Source organism: Streptomyces sp. NPDC006235, from assembly GCF_040613735.1.
In the GTDB taxonomy this organism is placed as follows: Bacteria; Actinomycetota; Actinomycetes; order Streptomycetales; family Streptomycetaceae; genus Streptomyces.
Window position 1 is genome coordinate 1 of record NZ_JBEXSR010000007.1, and the last position, 17,697, is coordinate 17,697.

Genomic DNA, 17,697 nt, shown 5'->3' on the forward strand with positions numbered 1-17,697 from the left:
TCGGGTGGCGTCCGGCGTCAGGCGCAGGGCGGCCAGGCAGTCGCCGGCGACCCGCTCCCAGTCGGTGTACAGGGTACGCAACGCCCTCAAGGGGCGCGGGGAACTGCGCGACCAGCCCCCACCGGCCCGCACCCGGACGGCAACGGAACCGACCCCCACGTCACCCGCGTGGACCTGCACTGGCCCGCCGACCTGCCGGACGGCGGCCGGCACGGGTTCACCCCCGCGCATCGCGAGCGCCTGGAGGACGCCCTCCCGGCGATGGCCCGCCGCCTGGCGGACGCCCTGCCCGCCGATGCCCGCCGCGTGCTCGTCCTCGGCTTCGAGGAGCTGATGTACGCCCCGCTCAGGCTGGCCCGGGAGCTGGAACAGGCGGTCGGCGCTGACGTGCGCTACTCGACCACCACGCGCTCGCCCGTCCTCGCCGTCGACGACCCGGGCTACGCGATACGCACCCGCCTGCGCTTCCCCGCCCACGACGACCCCGCCGACGGCCCGGGCGAGCGGTACGCCTACAACGTCGCCGGTGCCGGCTACGACGCCGTGATCGCCGTCGTCGACTCGGCCGCGGACACGCCCCCGCTGCACGCGCCCGACGGATTGCTGGCCCAGCTCGCCGCGCACACCCCCGAGGTCCTCCTCGCCGTCGTACCGTCGTACGTCCCCGAGGCCCCGCACGCCCCCGAAAGGCCCTCCATGCTGCCCGAGCCCCTCCGCGGCCCCGCCTTCTCCTCGTACGCGCCCGAGGAGGTCGGCTGGCTGCTCCAGGACCTCTCGGACGTGACGCTGGAGGCGCCGACCGAGGAGCGCGAGGAGGCGATCCAGAGCGGCGGCGCGCACTACGCCGAGTCGCTGCCCGTGGAGTACCAGCCGAGCGAGCAGTACCAGGAGCTGTTCCACGCCGCGCTGGAGGACTCGGCGGCCCGCATCGCCCAGGCGGTCGGCGTGGTCACCGAGACCGTCCTGGCCGAGCGGTCGCCCCGCCCGGTCCTGGTCTCCCTCGCCCGCGCGGGCACCCCGATCGGCATCCTCATGCGCCGCTGGGCCCAGCACCGGCACGGGCTCGACCTGCCGCACTACGCCGTGTCGATCGTCCGCGGCCGCGGCATCGACGCCAACGCCCTGCGCTGGCTCGCCGGGCACCACGACCCCCGGGACGTCGTCTTCGTCGACGGCTGGACCGGCAAGGGCGCCATCACCCGCGAACTCGCCCAGGCCCTGGAGGAGTTCGAGCAGTCCGACGGCATCACCGGATTCGACCCCCAGATCGCGGTCCTGGCCGACCCGGGCTCCTGCGTCCGCACCTACGGCACCCGCGAGGACTTCCTCATCCCCTCCGCCTGCCTCAACTCGACCGTGTCCGGCCTGATCTCGCGGACCGTGCTGCGCGCGGACCTGGTCGGACCGCACGACTTCCACGGCGCCAAGTTCTACCGCGAACTCGCCGGCACCGACGTCTCAGTGGCCTTCCTGGACGCCGTCTCCGCCCGCTTCCCGGAGGTCGCGGACGCGGCCTTCGCCCAGGCCAAGGAACTACTCGCCGCCGACCGCTCGCCCACCTGGGAGGGCTGGGCCGCCGTCGAGCGCATCAGTGAGGAGTACGGCATCCACGACGTGAACCTCGTCAAGCCCGGCGTCGGCGAGACCACCCGCGTCATGCTGCGCCGCGTGCCCTGGAAGGTCCTGGCACGCGCCGGGGCGGGCAGCGACCTCGACCACGTCCGCCTGCTGGCCGGGCAACGCGGCGTGCCCGTCGAGGAGGTGGCCGACCTGCCCTACACCTGCGTCGGCCTCATCCACCCCAAGTACACCCGGGGCGCGACCGGTGCCGACGGCAAGGCGGTGACCGCCTGATGCCCGCACTTGTCGCGAGCGACCTCGACCGCACCCTGATCTACTCCGCCGCCGCTCTGGCGCTGACGATGCCGGACGCGCGGGCCCCACGGCTGCTGTGCGTGGAGGTGCACGAGAGCAGACCGCTGTCGTACATGACGGAGACGGCGGCGCAGCTCCTCACCGACCTGGGCGACGCGGCCGTTTTCGTGCCGACGACGACCCGCACGCGCAAGCAGTACCTGCGCATCAACCTGCCGGGCCCCGCGCCCACCTACGCGATCTGCGCGAACGGCGGCCACATCCTGGTGGACGGCGTGTCCGACCCCGACTGGCACGCAACTGTGACCGCGCGGCTGGCCGAACAGTGCGCGCCCCTGGCCGAGGTGCAGGAACACCTGCTGAGGGCCGCCGACCCGGTCTGGGTGCGCAAGCACCGCGTCGCCGACGACCTCTTCGCCTACCTCGTCGTCGAGCGTGAACTGCTCGACGAGGACTGGGTGAAGGAACTCGCGGTCTGGGCGGAGAACCGCGGCTGGACCGTGTCCCTCCAGGGCCGCAAGATCTACGCCGTGCCCAAGCCGCTCACGAAGAGCGCGGCGATGCGCGAGGTCGCCCGGCGGACCGGCGCGGACCTCACTCTGGCCGCCGGTGACTCCCTGCTCGACGCCGACCTGCTCCTCGCGGCCGACCAGGGCTGGCGCCCGGGGCACGGGGAACTGGCCGACAGCGACTGGACGGCTCCGGCGATCAGGGCGCTTCCCGAGCGGGGTGTGCTGGCGGGGGAGCGGATCCTGCGGGAGTTTCTGGGGGCAGTGCGGGGCGCCTGAGAGCTCGGGTGTCCTGGTCGTCGTGCGGGTGCGGCGTCGCGGTGGCTTGTCGCGCAGTTCCCCGCGCCCCTTTGGGGCGTCGCAGCAGCCGTACTCCGATGAACGCCGCCACTGCCACGGCAGCCACCGCCAGGACCACCTTCGAGTAGGCGGAGACCATGTCCGTCACCTGGTGCCAGTTCGCGCCGAGCAGGTAGCCCGCGAGGACGAACGCCGTGTTCCAGATCGCGCTGCCCAGCGTGGTCAGCCCCAGGAACACCGGCAGGCGCATGCGTTCCACGCCCGCCGGGACGGAGATCAGGCTGCGGAAGATCGGGATCATGCGGCCGAAGAACACGGCCTTGGTGCCGTGCCGCAGGAACCACGCCTCCGTCCGCTCGATGTCGGAGACCTTCACCAGCGGCAGCCGGGCCGCCATCGCCACCGTCCGGTCACGACCGAGCAGCGCACCGATGCCGTACAACGCGAGGGCGCCGATCACCGAACCGGCCGTCGTCCACAGCAGGACCGCGAGCAGGCCCATCCGCCCGCTGGACGCGGCGAACCCGGCGAGCGGCAGGATCACCTCGCTGGGCAGTGGCGGGAACAGGTTCTCCAGGGCGATGGCGAGACCGGCGCCCGGCGCGCCCAGCGCGTCCATCAGGTCGTTGACCCACTGCGGCCCGGCGTCCGCTGCGATGGCTGTCATGCCGCCACGCTAGGGAACCGAAGCTGAAGGACTCCTGAGGAAGGCTGCGGAGAAGCGTCAGCCGCAGCAGCCGCCTCCGCAGCAGCCGCCCCCACCGCCACCGCTCGAGCGGGGCGCCGATACCGGGGCGGAGGCAGAGCCGCCGACCGCGACCGTGGAGAGGAGCTTCACCGTGTCGTCATGCCCCGAGGGGCAGGCCGCGGGGGCGGAGGACTCGGCCATGGGGCGGCTGAGTTCGAAGGTGTCACCGCAGGTCCGGCAGCGGTACTCGTAGCGAGGCATAGGGACAGACTAATCCGCGCCGGCGGAAATACCGCCCTTCGGGATTCCTTTTGATCACTCTTGCCGTACCGGTGTGGAGGACCTGTAAAGACCGCTGATAGTTTTCGATCGCCACGAGGAGCCGCAAGGCGGGGGACACAGGGTTCGTTGCCGTCGACCACGGCAGCCATGCCCTTCCGCGCGCGCACCACCGTGAGGGGGAGGGAGACAAGCCGTGCACAAGGCTGGGCGGGAACCGGACGAGACCATGCAGTTGAAGGTCCCCGCTTCCATGAACGCGGACGAGACCGTGCTCTTACGCACCGTCGAAGCGGCCGCCACCGACAACGCGAACCCGTCCTCCGCCACGGCCCCGGACGGCAGCGCATCCGGCAGGTCGCGCCACCGGCGCAGGGCCCCCCGGCCTTCCCTCCTGTCCCGGATCCCGGCCGCAGGCCCCGGGCTGAACCGATTCGTCACCCGCGTCGGGTCCCACGCCCACCGCCTCCGCCCCCGTTACCCGCACGCCGACCGCACCGGCTGGCGCCGCTGGGTGCCTTCCTGGCGGCAGTGGCTCGGCGCCGCGCTGACGTTCACCGGCCTGACCGTCGCCCTCCTGGGCTCCGCCTACGCCGCCACCGACATCCCGGAAAACCTCAACTCGTACGCCACCCAGCAGGACAACGTCTACTTCTGGTCCGACGGGACGCCCATGGCCCGCACCGGCTGGGTACGGCGGCAGGAGATGCCCCTGAAGGACATACCCGAGGACGTCCGGGGCGCGGTGCTGGCGGCGGAGAACGCGAGCTTCTACAGCGACCCCGGCATATCCTTCAGCGGCCTCACCCGCGCCCTGTGGCGCACCCTCGGCCAGGGGGACACCCAGGGCGGCTCCACCATCACCCAGCAGTACGTCAAGAACGTCTACCTCAACCAGGACCGCTCGGTGGGCCGCAAGTTCACCGAGGCGATGCTCGCCCTCAAGCTCGACAACGAGATGAGCAAGGACGACATCCTCGAGGGCTACCTCAACACGAGCTGGTTCGGCCGCGGCACCTACGGCATCCAGCGTGCCGCCCAGGCCTACTACGGCAAGGACGTGGGCGAACTCGACGCCGGCGAGGCCGCGTTCCTCGCCTCCCTCCTCAAGGGCGCGGGGCTCTACGACCCGGCCCTGAGCGAGGCCAACCACGCCCGGGCGGTGGAGCGCTGGTCCTGGATCCTCGACCGCATGGTCGACACCGGCGCGCTGTCGAAGTCCGAGCGGGCCCGGTACAAGGAGTTCCCCGAGCCGCTGAAGCGAACGCCCGGGTACGACACCGGCAAGCAGAGCGACTATCTCGTCGAACTGGCCGCCCAGTACGCCAAGAAGGCGGCGCACCTCTCAGCCAGGGAGTTCGACCTCGGCGGCTACCAGATCTACACGACCTTCGACCGCAAGCAGGAGACCGCGCTCACCGACGCCGTCGACAAGGCCCGCAAGCAGGCGCGGAAGGACGACCCGGCCAAGGCGAAGTCCCTGCACTTGGGCGCCGCCTCGGTGGCCACCGACGGGCGCATCCTCGCCCTCCACGGCGGCCCCGACCATCGCGAACAGGGCTTCAACGAGTCGAACGCCACCACCGTCCCCGCCGGTTCGGCCTTCCTGCCGTTCGTCTACGCCGCCGCCCTGGAGAACGGGGTGCACAAGACCCGTGAGGGCCCCGCGACCGAGGTGACCCCGCAGACGCTGTACGACGGGGACGACGGCATCGCCGTCACGACACCCGAGGGTCCCTACTGGGACCGCGGCGGCAAGAAGGTCATCTCCCACAACGACGGCAGGAAGTCGTACGGGCGGATCAGCCTGAGCCGGGCGCTCGCCCTGTCGGTGAACACGCCGTTCATGCAGCTCGGCATGGACACCGGCCTGGACACGGTGCGGGACACCGCCCAGCGGGCGGGCCTGCTCTCCTCCAGCTTCGGCCCGCAGGTACCCGCGATGTCCCTGGGCAGTGCCACGCCCAGCGCGATCCGCATGGCGAGCGGCTACGCCACGTTCGCAGCCGCCGGCAAGCACGTCGAGCCGTACTCGGTGGCCCGGATCACGCGCAACGGCTCCGAGGTCGCGCTGGCGAAGCCCGCGTCCCGCCGCGCGGTGAAGGCGACCGTGGCCGAGGCGGTCCAGTCCGCCCTCACCGACGCCTTCCGCACCGCCCGCCCGCAGGCGGCCACCACCGCCACGGTGGCCGGGAAGGCCGGCACCACGCAGAACGACACCGCCGCCTGGTACGTCGGCACGGCCGACTCCGTGTCGACCGCCGTGGTGGCCTACCGCATCGACCTCTCCAAGAGCCTCGAACCCCTGCCGCTGAAGGGGATCGCGGGTTCCCTCGACGACAGCGTCCCGTACCGCATCTTCTCCGGTGCCCGCGGCATCGGCTGATCCCGCGCCCGGCACCGCCCCATACCCCCCACCCCCCTCGCAGAATGAGCCGCGCATGACACAGCCCTCCGGCCGCCGCCGACGACCCCGCGCCCCCCGCCGCACCGCGCCTGCGGGGATGCTGACCCTGGCGGCCGTCCTCGTCGTCGCGTCCCTGGTCGCGGGCTATCTGATCCTGACCCGCTCGGACACCACCACCCCCACCGCCTCCTCCGGGGCCCGCGAGGAGCTGCCCTCCGCGAAGCCGGACCGGGAACCCGAGTGGGACGGCAGGACGAAGGTCCTCGGGGACGGCTCCACCTCCTACACGGGTCCTCCGAAAAACCAGTTGAAGCCGGTGCCGCTCAAACCGGGCGAGAAGCCGCCCCAGTTCGTCGTCTTCTCCTGGGACGGCGCGCTGCAGGGCGACGACGGGCTCTTCGCGCACTACCGGGAGCTGGCCGAGGAGTACGACGCCCACATGACCTTCTTCCTCACGGGCATCTACCTCCTGCCCAAGAGCAAGAAGGACCTCTACACCCCGCCCCAGCACTCCAAGGGCTCGGCGGCGATCAGCTTCGCCACCGACGAGCACATCCGCACCACGCTGGAGCAGCTCGGCAAGGCCTGGCAGGACGGGAACGAGATCGGCACCCACTTCAACGGCCACTTCTGCGGCAAGAAGGGCGGCGGCGACTGGAGCGTCGCGGAGTGGAAGAGCGAGATCGACCAGTTCTACGACTTCGCCGAGAAGTGGAAGACCAACACCGGCTTCCGGGACGTCGACCCGCTGCCGTTCGACTTCAGGAAGGAGGTCACCGGCGGCCGGGCGCCCTGCCTCGAGGGCCAGGAGAACCTGCTGAAGGCCGCCAAGGACTACAAGTGGCGCTACGACGCAAGCTCCGCGGGCGACTTCCAGATATGGCCCCGCAAAAAGAACGGCATGTGGGATTTCCCGCTGCAGATGCTCCCTTACGAGGGCGGCAAGTACCAGGGCCTGTCGATGGACTTCAACTTCCTCTACAACCAGTCCGAGGGCGAGATCGAGGGTGACCCGGCGAAGTACCCCCAGTGGGAAGAGGAAACCGTCGCCTCCTACATGTCCGGCTTCAACCGCGTGTACTACGGCAGCCGCGCCCCGCTGTTCATCGGGAACCACTTCGAGGACTGGAACGGCGGCATCTACATGCGGGCCGTCGACCGGGTCGTCAAGGCCATGTGCACGAAGAAGGACGTCAAGTGCGTGTCCTTCAGAGAACTGGCCGACTGGCTCGACGTGCAGAAGCCCGCAACCCTGCAGCGGCTCCGCGGCCTGGACCCGGCGCAGTCACCCGACTGGTCGACGGTCGTGAAGTGACCAGGTTCGGAAGCAACAGACGCAACAAGAGGGGAAACACCAGTGAGATCCAGGAAATTGAGCGGGACGCGGCGGCGCGTCACGATAGTCGGCGCCGCGGCGACCTCGGTCGTCGCCGGAGTCGCCCTGCTGCCCAACTGGAGCGCGGGCGCGGCGGTCAGCGACGATCCGACGGTGGACGCGCGGACCAGGGCCACCTTCCAGCGGCTGGCGGACGCCGTCTTCACCGACCGCACCAACGCCCTGGTCGACGGCGGGCAGGCCGGCGCGGACAAGCCGCTGACCGACGGCTTCACCGGTGACGTCGCGCTGTCCTCCGGCGCGGCCCGCACCGAGGACGCCACCCGCTCCGCGCTGGGGCAGCGCAAGGAGAAGCTGGCGAAGGCCGGCGAGACGTACCGCGACGCCCGCACCACCGTCACCCTGAACGCCACCCGGGTGACGGGCCGCACGGCCAAGGCGGAGGTCACGGAGACCACGACCCTGACCTACGCCCGGACCCGCGGCGACGCGCCGAAGACCACCGGATTCCAGGCCCGGCACGAGCTGACCTTCAAGGCCGACCGGCAGGGCGACTGGCGGCTGACGGGCGTCCGCGACACCGACCAGGGCGGTCTCGCGGTGAACACGCTCTCCAAGCCGGCCCCCGTCAAGGCGGCCACCACCGCCGACACCATGCCGAACGCCCCGCGCGCGGCGACCACCCGCAACCCGGCCGCCGCCCCGAAGACCGGCACGACGTACGACTACAAGGCCATGGCGGCCTACGCCGAGAAGTACTGGAACGTCTACAACAAGGACTACCCGGACTTCAGCGGCCACGGCGCCGGCGGTGACTGCACCAACTTCGTCAGCCAGTCCCTGAAGGCGGGCGGCTGGAAGCACGCCCCCGGCTACGTGTACGACTACACCAAGTGGTTCGGCAACGCCGACATCCAGTCGGACTCCTTCGTCGGCGTCAACGAGTGGTCATGGTTCGCCCAGAACTCCAAGCGGACCAAGCCGCTCGCCAACGTCTTCCAGCTCGAGGTGGGTGACGTCCTCCAGATCGACTTCGACAGGGACGGGTCCAAGGACCACACCATGATCGTCACGTACAGGAGCGGCGGTGTGCCGTACGTGACCTACCACTCCAACAACACCCTCCGCAGGTCGGTGGCGAGCCTCGTCGCGTCGTACCCGAACGCGTACTACTACGCCTACCGCACCTGAGACCGGACGGGGGCGGGGCTCAGTGTCCGGCCCCTCGCTCCTCACGGATCTCGGACACCACGCGGGACACGGCCCGGCGGACCGCTTCCGTTTCCGTGAGGAAGTGCCAGTAGTCCGGGTGGCGGCCGTCGAGCGTGGCGATGGCGCGTTCCAGGCGGGACACCGCGTCGTCCAGCGGGCGGGCGTGGCGCGGGTCGGGGGTGTTGCGGCCGGCCATGGCCAGGCGCTGGGCGTCGCGGATGGCGAAGCGGGTGCGCTCGATCTCCTGCTGGGGGTCCTTCTGCACGGCGTTCAGACGGTGCAGGCGGTCGCCGGCGGCCGAGACGGCCTCGTCGGTGGTGTTCAGCAGGGCCCGTACGGTCGACAGCAGGGCCGTGGCGTCGGCCCAGCGCTGCTCGTCGCGGGCGGACTGGGCCTCGGCCAGTTTCGTCTCCGCCCGGCGCACGTTCTCGGCGGCGACGTCGGGGACGCGTTGCAGGTCCTGCCAGCAGGCCACGGTGAAGCGGCGGCGCAGTTCGCTCAGGATCGGGTCGACCTGCTCGGAGCGGGTGGTGAGGGCCTGGGCGCGGGTGCGCAGGGAGACCAGCCGGTGATCGATCTCGGCGGCGCGCTCCGGCAGCCGCTCGGCCTCCGCGCGGACCGCCTCGGCGCCGCGCGTGACCCGCTCGGCCCGCTCCAGGGTCTGCGGCACGCCATGCTGCCCGGCGCCCTGGTTCAGCTTGGTGAGCTCGGGGGACAGGGCGGCGAGACGGGCGGCGAGGTCATCGGCCTTCAGCCCTGTCCCCCGTACGGAGTCGAGGGCGTTGGAGGCGGCGAGCAGCGCCTGCCGGGCGCGCTCGACCGCCGGGGCGAGGCGGGCCAGCTGGGTCTCGGCCTTGCCGAGCAGCGGGCCGAGGCCCTCGGTGAACCGGTCCAGCTCCTGCTTGACCCGGCCGAGCTCCTCCTTGGCGGCGGTCAGCTCGGTGCGGGCGCGGGCGGCGGACGAGGCTTCCAGGTCGTCGCGGTCGAGGTCGTGGGCGTCGACGGCGTTGATGTACTGGTGGCTGGCCTCGTCGATGCGCCGGCCGAGCGCGTCGAAGTCGGCGACGGCGCGCCGGGCGGCGGGGGAGCTGTCGACGGCGGTGATCGTCTCGATCGAGATGCGCAGATCGCGCTGCGCGGTGTCGAGCTCGTAGAAGGCGGCCGCGGCGGCGTCCTTCGCGGCCTGTGCCTCGGCCCGCTGGCTCTCGGCCCGGCCACCGAACCAGCGCCGGGTGCCTCCGCCAGCGAAGGCGGCGGGCAGCGCCAGCGCGGCCAGCAGGGGCAGTCCCATCAGGGTGAGCGCGTCACGGACCGGGCCCGGGGTGCGGGGGAGGCGGCGGCGCGGGCGGTGTGCGCGCGGCAGCGACGGCGAGTACGGCTGCGCTGGAGTCGCCGTCACATCCCTCTCCCGTGCTGTGGTCCACCCTGCCCGGTGTCATTCTCCCACCGGTTAAGGACGAACACACGGGCCGGTTAGTTCGCCGTGCGGACCGTCACTTTGCCGTCACCGGTGTGGGCGGACACCACATGGGAGCTGCTCTCGTCGCGGGGGACGGACACATCCACGCCGCCGTCACCGGTCTCGGTGGTCACGCGGTAGGGGGCCTTGGGCAGCGCGATGGTCACGGAACCGTCGCCGCTGCGGGACTCCACGCGGTCCGGTACGGCGCCGAGTTCCAGGCGGACCGAGCCGTCGCCGGTGCGGGTGCGCACGTCACGGGAGGAGACGTCCGCCCGGATGGATCCGTCGCCGGTGCGCATCCGAAGGGGGCCAGAGGTGTCGGTGACGCGGACGGAGCCGTCACCCGTGCGGATGTCCAGAGGGCCGGTGGTGTCGGTGACGCGGACCGAGCCGTCGCCCGTGCGGATGTTCAGGGGGTCCCGGAAGCCGTGGGCGCGCACGCTGCCGTCGTCGTCCTTGACCTGCACGGTGACGCCCCGCGGAACCTCGATGCGGTGCTTGGCCGAGCAGTCGACGACGAAGCCGGAGCACTTCAGCCGCAGCACCAGCCGGTCGTCCCGCATGGACCAGGTGGCCCTGGGCTCCTTGCCGACGACGACCGAGCCCTGGAACCACCGGGTGACCTCGATCTTGCCCTCCGGGTTCTTGTCGGCGGCGACGATCTCGAGGGCCGAGTCGTCGGAGTCGACGGTGAGCGTGCGGCTCCGGAGGTCGAAGGACCGGCGGTCGGGGTCGGTGTCGTCCCCCGCGGACGCGCCGCCGCAGGCGCTGAGACCGGCGACGAGCACCACGACGGCACCGGCGACGGCGACCGCGCGGGCCGAGACGGTGCGGGTGGTGCCGGTGGTGCCGGCAGTGCGAGTGGTGCGGGTCATGACGATCTCCCCCTGGACGGACGGCGAGCGCTTTCGAGCGCTCTACGACCGTATGGATTCAGGGGCCTGCCGGGGGATCCGGACCACTCCCGGAACGACGGTGGGGTTAACCCCCGGGCCGACCCGCGGATCTGGTTTGCGGGACCGTGCCCCGGGCAATGTAGGCTGTCGACTCGTCCTGGGCACATGGCCCGGGAGCCGGGTGCGTAGCTCAGGGGTAGAGCGCCTGCCTTACAAGCAGGATGTCGGCGGTTCGAAACCGTCCGCGCCCACCGGTAGCGAGCAGCAGGTCAGAGGCCCTCCAGGGATCACCTTGGAGGGCCTCTCCTGTGATCGAAGTCCACAAAGAGTGATCACCAGCTGATGGTCTGGCCCTCCGGCGTGACGGTGACGGTGAACTCCTCCGCCATCGGCGCGCCGGCCGCGCGCCAACTCCCGACCTGCTCTTCCACGTGGTCCCACAGAGCCTCAGGGCCGTCCTGCCTGACAAGCCAACGGCCACCGTCCTGGTACACCGCAGCCCACGAGCCGGTCTCGATGTCGATCAGGACGTCCTCGCTGCGTCCGTTCCGCTGGATCGTCAGCCGTTGTGGCCCGGCACGGCGAGCTGCACTACGAACCGGGAGGTCCAGTTGCTCAATACATCGGCCCCGGTGCCGGTCTCGCGTTCCTTGCCCTCGTCGAGGTCGGGGAGCAGGCCGAGCGGCGGCGCCTGATGCGGCCGCGCCAGCATGAAGTTCACCCCGCCGCCGAGCAGCGGCCCAGGCAGGGACGGCACCTTGAGGCCGCGCTCGATCTGGGACAGGTGGTCGGGCGAGATGCCGACCAGGCCGGCGACCGCGTCCTGTCAGCGCCCGCCGCGGTAGTGCCTGATCCGGTCCCCGATGGGGAGGTCTGCTGCAACCATGCGCCTACTCCTTGCTCCTTGTCATGAGCGTAGGGTGCCCGCTGCGTGGGGACCGGGAGTTCGTGAAGGGGGGAGGCGCTGGTGCCTGAGCTGGTGCTGTGGCACATCGACCACACGTTGATGGAGGAAGACGGCCCGGCTGTACGACGTCGACTATGACGAGGGCCTGTTCACTCGGTTCGCTGACGCGCTCGGCGCTGTACACGTCCGCCGCGCGGCAGAGCTGCGCGAGAGAGGTCATGCCCTGCCGGGCGCCGCCGCGGTGCTTGCTGCACTCGACGAGCGGGGTGTGCGGCAGTCGGTCGTCACGGGCAGCGTGCGTCAGGCTGCCGAGGTGAAGCTCGCGGTATTCGGCCTCGACGCTTACCTGCGGCTCGATGACGGGGCGTACGGGGAGGATGGGGAGGGGCGCCCCGAGCTGCTGCACGCGGCCCTCAAGCGGGCGGCAGTGTCGCCGAAGAGTGCAGTGTTCCTAGGGGACACCCCTGCGGACGTCGCGGGAGGGCGTGACGCCGGCGTTCGGGTGGTCGCGGTAGCGACGGGCCGGGCCTCGGCGAGTGACCTGCGCGACGCCGGCGCCCATGTCGTGCTGGACGGGCTGGAGGACACCGGCCGGGCGTGCGCGGCGATCCAGGCATGACGAAGGGCCCCCTCCCGCCCGAAGGCCGAGAGGGGGCCCTCGCCGGGTGAACCACCCAGCCGCCACCGCCGACGGGGGGAGTCAGGTCAGCAGGATTCCTCGAACTTCACCGCTGTGAGCGTCACCGGCTGACCGTCCAGCTTTGCGCCGGCGGCGGGCTCCTGGCTGCACACCTTCCAGTTCGACTCCATGAGGACCATGCGGTCCTGGCCGGAGGCATCGTTGACGGTGATGCTCGTCGAAGCGTCGAGGCTCTGGCGGGCGACCTTGACGGCCTTGCCCTTGAAGTCGGGCATCGAGCCGCCGGCCGCCTCAGGGGCGGCGCCCTCGTCCTTGGCCGGACAGTCCTCTTCGAGCTTGACCGTGGCGAAGTCGACCTTGGTGTCGGTGGAGTGCTTGCCGGCCTTCGGAGTCTGGGAGCACACCTTCCAGTTCCGGTCGAACGCCTGCATGCGTCCGCGGCCGAGGGCGTCGTGCGAGGTGAGGCTGTAGAACCCTGCCTCTTGGGCCTGGTCCTGCGCGGACTGGAGGCCCTTGCCGGTCATGTCGGGCAGGGAGGCGGTCTCGGCCTTCGTGGTGTCGTTGCTGGTGGCGGCCTTGTCGTCGCTGCCCTGGCTGGGCTTGGAGCTGTTGCCCTGGCCGGTCTTGGAGTCGTTGCCGCTGCTCGTGTCGGTGCCCTCGCAGGCGGTGAGTGTGAGCAGGGCGGCCGCGATGAGTGCGGCTGTGGTGGTGCGCTTGATCATGGTGTCCCCCAGTGGTGCAGGTGCTGAGGGAGCATCATGCGCCTCGTGAAGGCCATGTGGATGCAGAGTGATGTTCCTGTGACACGAATGGGTGTGTTGCGTTCGTTTCCAGGCATATGGCTCTGCGGCCCGTGGTGAGGATCGTCAGAAGCGCCCCGGGTTCACATCGGCCCGGGGCGCTTCTTCGGGTGTATGGCCGCTACGGCGCTCCGTCCGTCCCCTCCGGCGGAGCCTCGTGCGCGTGCTTCAGTTCCGAGCGGGCCGCCACCCGCTCGGGGCCGGAGAGTTCGGACCAGTAGCGGTGGGTGCTGATGAACACCGCGAGCTCGTGTTCTCGCCGCCGGAGCTTCTCCACTTCGGCCTGTTCGTCGGCTGTCCAGCCGGGGGAGGCGGGGCGCTCCACCTTGCGCCAGCCGTTGTCGTCGCTGAAGCCGTCCAGGGGTTCGACCGACCAGGGGAGGCGCTTCAGCAGGGCCGACAGTTCGGCCCGGACCTGATGGAGTTCCTCCTGACCGGCGAGGAGGTCACTCGGAAAGTCATAGGTCGTTGCCACGGCCCAATGATACGCCTGTTCGAATTGGCCAGGCGAGTTCCTTCCCGTGGTTCCTGCGAACTGGCGTGACCGAGCGCTCCAGTTGGCGGGCTGCCGCCCGACCGGCCTCAGTCGGCTGCCATCGCGCGGCGGACGCTGTCGCGGAGCAGGGCGCGACGCTGCTCATGCCGCTCGGGGGGCTCCTGTGCGGTCGCGGCGTAGACATTGCTGACCGGTGACCACGCCATGGACATGGCGATGACGACGGCCATGAGGTCGAACGGATCTCCCTGGCGCACCAGGCCGGCGGCTTGGGCCTCGGCGATGGCGCGCAGTTTGGGGTCGTCGAGGCGGTCGCGGTCGTCGACCAGGTGGCCGGCCGGGCGTCGCTCCAGGCGTGCCCAGGTGGCCAGCCTGATGAGGTCGGGGCGGCGGAGGTACTCGTCGTAGAGGCGTACGGCCCAGTCCGCGAGGTCGGTGGCGTCGATCGGGACGACATTGACGATCCGTTCGAGCGAGCCGAAGAAGATGGCGTCGAAGAGCCCTTCCTTGCTGCCGAAGTAGGCGTAGAGCTGCGCCTTGTTGGTGCGTGCGGCGGCCACGATCCGCTCGACGCGCGCGCCGGCGATTCCGTGCTCGGCGAACTCCTGGGTCGCGACATCGATGATGCGTTGGTACGTCGCGGCTCCGCGCGAGGTCAGGGGCTGCTCTGCCATGCTCCCAAGCTACCAAACAGAACAGTTGGTTTGCCTCGCTCTCCAGATGCCCTAGTCTCAAATAGACCGACCAGTCTGTCTATGAGGAGGCGTCATGAGGAAGACCATCGGCTGGCACGTGGACGGTCCGTCGACGACGTTGCGGCTGACGCCACTGGAGAGGCGCGATCTGCGCCCCGACGACCTCGCGGTCCGGGTGGACTTCTGCGGTGTCTGCCACTCCGATCTGCACGCCGTCGGCGCCCGGGACGGTCAGGGAGACCGGCCTCTGGTGCCGGGGCACGAGTTCACGGGCGTGGTGACCGAGACCGGACCCGCGGTCACCGGCTTCACCGTCGGCGACCCGGTCGCGGTGGGCAACATCGTCGATTCCTGTGGCGAGTGCGCCATGTGCCGGACCGGCCAGGAGAACTTCTGCCACGCCTTCCCGACCCTGACCTACGGCGGTGTCGATCGGCACGACGGATCGGCCACACTCGGGGGCTACTCCCGCGAGTACGTCGTCCGCGACCGTTTCGCCTACCTCCTTCCCGTCGGTCTGGATCCGGCCGCTGCCGCTCCTCTGCTCTGCGCCGGGATCACCGTCTGGGAGCCGCTGCGCGCCCTCGGCGTGGGGCCGGGGACGCGCGTCGCGGTGGCGGGACTGGGCGGCCTCGGCCACCTCGCGGTCAAGATGGCCGTGGCGCTCGGCGCCGACACGTCGGTCATCAGCCGCTCAGCGGACAAGGCCACCGACGCGCGTCGTCTCGGCGCCCAGGGGCTCATCGTCTCCACCGACCCTGAACAGATGGCTGATGCCCGCGACCGGTTCGACGTCGTCATCGACACCATCTCCGCCCCCCACGACCTCGGTCCTTACCTGCGCCTGGTCTCCATGGACGGCACGCTCAGCCACGTCGGGTACCTGGGACCCGTCACCGTGGAGACCACCGACCTGCTCATCGGACGCAAGAAGCTCAGCTCCGCAGGCAGCGGCGGCAGGCCGGCGACCGCCGCCATGCTGGACTTCTGCGCCGAGCACGGCATCACCGCCGACATCGAACTGCTCCCCTCGGCGCGCGTGAACGAGGCCCTCGACCGTCTCCGGCGCAACGACGTCCGCTACCGCTTCGTCCTCGACATGTCCGACCTGGACTGAACGGCGCTCCGGGCCACTGCCTTCATGTCCTCACCGCCGCTGCGGTCGGCTTTCGCGGCGCCAGGCCGGATCAGCCTCTGCCCGGGGCCTGCGCCCCCGGGCCGGCGGACAGCTCGCCCACCACGCGGGCCGTCACCGGAGCCGGTACGCCGTGCCGCTCGGCCGCGCGGAGCAACGCGCCGCCGATGGCGTCCAGTTCGAGTGACCGGCCCGCTTCGGCGTCGCGCTGCATCGAGGATTTCATCGACGGTGGGAAGGCGTCGTAGCGGGCGAGGGACTGCGCCGGGTCCGCCGGGCCGCCGCACGCCCGGCTGATCGCGGCCGTCTCCTCGACCAGTGCGCTCAGTTCGTCGCGGTGACGGGTGCGGACGTCTCCGAGAGGGACGCCGTAGCGGGTGGTCAGCAGGGCCATGGGGGCCAGGAACGACATCTTCGCCCACAGGGCCGCCGTCTCGTCGTCCTGGGCCCGGGTGACCGGGCCGGCGGCGGTGAGGGCCTCGGCGAGGGTGTCGAGGCGGGCCCGGGGCACCTCGGCGCCGGTCAGGTCGATCTCCGCGAAAGGGCTGCCGTGTTCGATGACGCCCGGGGCGACGCGGGTGGACTCGACGCGGATGACGGCGGGGGCGACGCGGTCGGGGCGGTAGCGGGCGCGCAGGGTCGCCGGGTGTTCGACGCCGTTCAGGAACGGCACGAGGAGTCCGTCGGCCAGTGCGGCCGCGGGGACGCGCGTCAGGGCGGCGTCGAGGGCGGTGTGTTTGACGGCCACGAGGCACGCGTCGACAGGTTCGCGCAGCTGCGTGTCCGCCTCGACCCGGGTCGCGAAGTCGCCGAAGTGCGCGCTGCGGACGCGGATACCGTCCGTGCGCAGCGTACGGGCCGTCTCCTCGCCGGACAGGCAGATCACCCGGTGGCCGGCGCGGGAGAGCAGGGCGGCGAGCAGACCGCCCACGCCGCCGGGGCCCAGGACGGCCACGGTGAGTTCGTTGCCCATGTCGGGTTCCTCTCGTCGGTCGGCCCCACGGTGGTGGCCGCCTCGAGAAGATCTTGGCAGGTGTCGCTGTCGTACGGGGGGCGAAAGGGTGAGACTGGGGGCATGTGCCGGAGTATCAAGACCCTGCGTCCGCCCGCCCTGCCCGAAGAGGCCACGGAAGCGGACATCCGGGCAGCCGCGTTGCAGTACGTGCGGAAGGTGTCGGGTTTCCGCGCCCCCGCCGCTCACAACCAGGAGGTGTTCGACCGCGCCGTGGAGGCCGTCGCGCAGGCCACGGCCGAGCTGCTGGACGGGCTGGAGATCCGCGGCGCCGGGGCCCAGCGGACACCTTCCAGCGCCGCCTGACGACCAGGGCCGGCCGGCCCCCCGAACGCCCCGCCCTACGACACCCGCGGCTCCCTGCGCATCAGGTACGCCGCCCCCGCCCCGGCCCCGAACAGCGCCGCCACCGACACCGCCGTCCCCAGCCAGCTCGCGCCCAGCCAGTGGGCGCCGAAGTAGCCGAGGGCGACGCTGTACACGGCCCAGGTGAGGCCCGCCAGGGCCGACCAGGGGAGGAAGTCGCGGGCGCGGCGGTGGGCGGCGCCCGCGCCGAGGGAGACGACCGAGCGGCCGGCGGGCGCGAAGCGGGCGAGGACGACGAGGGCGCCGCCACCCCGTGCGAGGGCCGTGCCGAGACGTTCCTGCGCGGTGGTCAGGCGCCGGGAGCGGGAGATCGCCCGGTCCAGCCGGTCGCCGCCGCGCCAGGCGAGGCGGTACGCGGCGAGGTCACCGAGTACGGAGGCGGTGGCCGCGCAGAGGGTCAGCACCAGGATGTCGGGCACGTCGGCCGCCGTGCCCGCGGCCGCCGCCGTCGCCGCCGTGATCACCAGGACGCCGCTGGGCAGCACCGGCAGGAACACGTCGAGCAGGACGGACAGGGTCACCACCGCGTAGATCCATGGGCTGCCGAACAGCGACCCGACATGCTCCAGCACCGCAACTCCCCGTGGTCCCCCGTGGGCCAGACCGTGCCGCGATGGCGCGGCGGAGCGGCAGGAGTGGCCGATGACAGCCATACAGCGTACGCCTGGGGTGTGACGAGCCG

General features: G+C 71.3%; 18 protein-coding genes and 1 tRNA gene. 9 read left to right on the forward strand and 10 right to left on the reverse strand.

The genetic code is table 11. From position 1 onward, the window contains the following. Both ABZ192_RS10925 and ABZ192_RS10930 read left to right on the forward strand, forming a co-directional pair. The coding region (locus ABZ192_RS10925; RefSeq protein WP_356924190.1) for a cysteine protease StiP domain-containing protein at window positions 1-1,854 on the forward strand (1,854 nt) is incomplete at its 5' end. Further along, the gene (locus ABZ192_RS10930; protein ID WP_356924191.1) at window positions 1,854-2,663 is read left to right on the forward strand and encodes an HAD family hydrolase; all 810 of its coding nucleotides are present in this window, start codon (window positions 1,854-1,856) and stop codon (window positions 2,661-2,663) included. The genes ABZ192_RS10925 and ABZ192_RS10930, both read left to right, overlap by 1 nt. Here ABZ192_RS10930 and ABZ192_RS10935 read toward each other — a convergent pair. Both ABZ192_RS10935 and ABZ192_RS10940 read right to left on the reverse strand, forming a co-directional pair. Beyond that, on the reverse strand, window positions 2,584-3,351 hold the full coding sequence (locus tag ABZ192_RS10935) for a DedA family protein (RefSeq protein ID WP_356924192.1): 768 nt from the start codon (window positions 3,349-3,351) through the stop codon (window positions 2,584-2,586). The genes ABZ192_RS10930 and ABZ192_RS10935 overlap by 80 nt on opposite strands. A gap of 57 nt (window positions 3,352-3,408) precedes the next feature. Then, window positions 3,409-3,633, reverse strand: a complete 225-nt coding sequence (locus ABZ192_RS10940; RefSeq protein ID WP_356924193.1) for a zinc ribbon domain-containing protein — start codon at window positions 3,631-3,633, stop codon at window positions 3,409-3,411. A gap of 247 nt (window positions 3,634-3,880) precedes the next feature. On the opposite strand from ABZ192_RS10940, the gene ABZ192_RS10945 reads away from it, so the two are divergent. From ABZ192_RS10945 to ABZ192_RS10955, 3 genes are read left to right on the forward strand one after another with little or no spacing between them, the layout of a single operon-like run. Continuing rightward, window positions 3,881-6,037: a transglycosylase domain-containing protein gene (locus ABZ192_RS10945; RefSeq protein ID WP_356924423.1), complete on the forward strand. Its 2,157-nt coding sequence runs from the start codon at window positions 3,881-3,883 to the stop codon at window positions 6,035-6,037. Window positions 6,038-6,092: 55 nt separating this feature from the next. Next, window positions 6,093-7,373 carry a hypothetical protein gene (locus ABZ192_RS10950; RefSeq protein WP_356924194.1) on the forward strand — a complete coding sequence of 427 codons (1,281 nt, stop codon included), beginning with the start codon at window positions 6,093-6,095 and terminating at the stop codon, window positions 7,371-7,373. Between the two features lie 57 nt (window positions 7,374-7,430). After that, window positions 7,431-8,585, forward strand: a complete 1,155-nt coding sequence (locus ABZ192_RS10955) for an amidase domain-containing protein (RefSeq protein WP_356924195.1) — start codon at window positions 7,431-7,433, stop codon at window positions 8,583-8,585. A 19-nt stretch (window positions 8,586-8,604) separates the two neighbouring features. Here ABZ192_RS10955 and ABZ192_RS10960 read toward each other — a convergent pair whose 3' ends face one another. Both ABZ192_RS10960 and ABZ192_RS10965 read right to left on the reverse strand, forming a co-directional pair. Next, window positions 8,605-10,005, reverse strand: a complete 1,401-nt coding sequence (locus ABZ192_RS10960; protein ID WP_356924196.1) for a hypothetical protein — start codon at window positions 10,003-10,005, stop codon at window positions 8,605-8,607. A gap of 74 nt (window positions 10,006-10,079) precedes the next feature. Beyond that, entirely contained in the window at window positions 10,080-10,943 is an 864-nt protein-coding gene (locus tag ABZ192_RS10965) for a DUF4097 family beta strand repeat-containing protein (protein ID WP_356924197.1), read from the reverse strand. Between the two features lie 200 nt (window positions 10,944-11,143). On the opposite strand from ABZ192_RS10965, the gene ABZ192_RS10970 reads away from it, so the two are divergent. After that, window positions 11,144-11,215: transfer RNA gene (locus ABZ192_RS10970), tRNA-Val, on the forward strand. 308 nt (window positions 11,216-11,523) lie between these two features. Here the strand turns inward: ABZ192_RS10970 and ABZ192_RS10975 are convergent. Beyond that, window positions 11,524-11,721: a hypothetical protein gene (locus ABZ192_RS10975; protein ID WP_356924198.1), complete on the reverse strand. Its 198-nt coding sequence runs from the start codon at window positions 11,719-11,721 to the stop codon at window positions 11,524-11,526. A gap of 352 nt (window positions 11,722-12,073) precedes the next feature. Here ABZ192_RS10975 and ABZ192_RS10980 point away from each other — a divergent pair, with 352 nt between their 5' ends. After that, complete coding sequence (locus ABZ192_RS10980) at window positions 12,074-12,490, forward strand: HAD family hydrolase (protein WP_356924424.1); 417 nt, start codon at window positions 12,074-12,076, stop codon at window positions 12,488-12,490. A gap of 86 nt (window positions 12,491-12,576) precedes the next feature. On the opposite strand, the gene ABZ192_RS10985 is transcribed toward ABZ192_RS10980, so the two are convergent. The 3 genes from ABZ192_RS10985 to ABZ192_RS10995 all read right to left on the reverse strand — a co-directional run bounded on the left by ABZ192_RS10985 (window position 12,577) and on the right by ABZ192_RS10995 (window position 14,481). Continuing rightward, entirely contained in the window at window positions 12,577-13,233 is a 657-nt protein-coding gene (locus tag ABZ192_RS10985) for a hypothetical protein (RefSeq protein WP_356924199.1), read from the reverse strand. Window positions 13,234-13,432: 199 nt separating this feature from the next. Then, window positions 13,433-13,786, reverse strand: coding sequence for a hypothetical protein (locus tag ABZ192_RS10990; protein ID WP_356924200.1), 354 nt, complete (start codon window positions 13,784-13,786; stop codon window positions 13,433-13,435). A gap of 107 nt (window positions 13,787-13,893) precedes the next feature. Further along, window positions 13,894-14,481, reverse strand: a complete 588-nt coding sequence (locus tag ABZ192_RS10995) for a TetR family transcriptional regulator (protein ID WP_356924201.1) — start codon at window positions 14,479-14,481, stop codon at window positions 13,894-13,896. Between the two features lie 94 nt (window positions 14,482-14,575). On the opposite strand from ABZ192_RS10995, the gene ABZ192_RS11000 reads away from it, so the two are divergent. After that, window positions 14,576-15,619: an NAD(P)-dependent alcohol dehydrogenase gene (locus tag ABZ192_RS11000; protein WP_356924202.1), complete on the forward strand. Its 1,044-nt coding sequence runs from the start codon at window positions 14,576-14,578 to the stop codon at window positions 15,617-15,619. A 70-nt stretch (window positions 15,620-15,689) separates the two neighbouring features. Here the strand turns inward: ABZ192_RS11000 and ABZ192_RS11005 are convergent, their stop codons facing one another. After that, entirely contained in the window at window positions 15,690-16,610 is a 921-nt protein-coding gene (locus ABZ192_RS11005; RefSeq protein WP_356924203.1) for a 2-dehydropantoate 2-reductase, read from the reverse strand. A gap of 102 nt (window positions 16,611-16,712) precedes the next feature. On the opposite strand from ABZ192_RS11005, the gene ABZ192_RS11010 reads away from it, so the two are divergent. After that, window positions 16,713-16,955 (forward strand): DUF2277 domain-containing protein, encoded by a 243-nt coding sequence (locus tag ABZ192_RS11010; protein WP_356924204.1) that lies wholly within the window; start codon window positions 16,713-16,715, stop codon window positions 16,953-16,955. Between the two features lie 35 nt (window positions 16,956-16,990). On the opposite strand, the gene ABZ192_RS11015 is transcribed toward ABZ192_RS11010, so the two are convergent. Continuing rightward, window positions 16,991-17,587: a VTT domain-containing protein gene (locus ABZ192_RS11015; protein ID WP_356924205.1), complete on the reverse strand. Its 597-nt coding sequence runs from the start codon at window positions 17,585-17,587 to the stop codon at window positions 16,991-16,993. Between the last annotated feature and the right edge of the window lie 110 nt (window positions 17,588-17,697).

Coding starts and splice junctions, on each gene's coding strand:
- ABZ192_RS10930 (WP_356924191.1), top strand. CDS start 1,854: ATGCCCGCACTTGTCGCGAGCGACCTCGACCGCACCCTGATCTACTCC.
- ABZ192_RS10935 (WP_356924192.1), bottom strand. CDS start 3,351: ATGACAGCCATCGCAGCGGACGCCGGGCCGCAGTGGGTCAACGACCTG.
- ABZ192_RS10940 (WP_356924193.1), bottom strand. CDS start 3,633: ATGCCTCGCTACGAGTACCGCTGCCGGACCTGCGGTGACACCTTCGAA.
- ABZ192_RS10945 (WP_356924423.1), top strand. CDS start 3,881: ATGCAGTTGAAGGTCCCCGCTTCCATGAACGCGGACGAGACCGTGCTC.
- ABZ192_RS10950 (WP_356924194.1), top strand. CDS start 6,093: ATGACACAGCCCTCCGGCCGCCGCCGACGACCCCGCGCCCCCCGCCGC.
- ABZ192_RS10965 (WP_356924197.1), bottom strand. CDS start 10,943: ATGACCCGCACCACTCGCACTGCCGGCACCACCGGCACCACCCGCACC.
- ABZ192_RS10985 (WP_356924199.1), bottom strand. CDS start 13,233: ATGATCAAGCGCACCACCACAGCCGCACTCATCGCGGCCGCCCTGCTC.
- ABZ192_RS10995 (WP_356924201.1), bottom strand. CDS start 14,481: ATGGCAGAGCAGCCCCTGACCTCGCGCGGAGCCGCGACGTACCAACGC.
- ABZ192_RS11000 (WP_356924202.1), top strand. CDS start 14,576: ATGAGGAAGACCATCGGCTGGCACGTGGACGGTCCGTCGACGACGTTG.
- ABZ192_RS11005 (WP_356924203.1), bottom strand. CDS start 16,610: ATGGGCAACGAACTCACCGTGGCCGTCCTGGGCCCCGGCGGCGTGGGC.
- ABZ192_RS11010 (WP_356924204.1), top strand. CDS start 16,713: ATGTGCCGGAGTATCAAGACCCTGCGTCCGCCCGCCCTGCCCGAAGAG.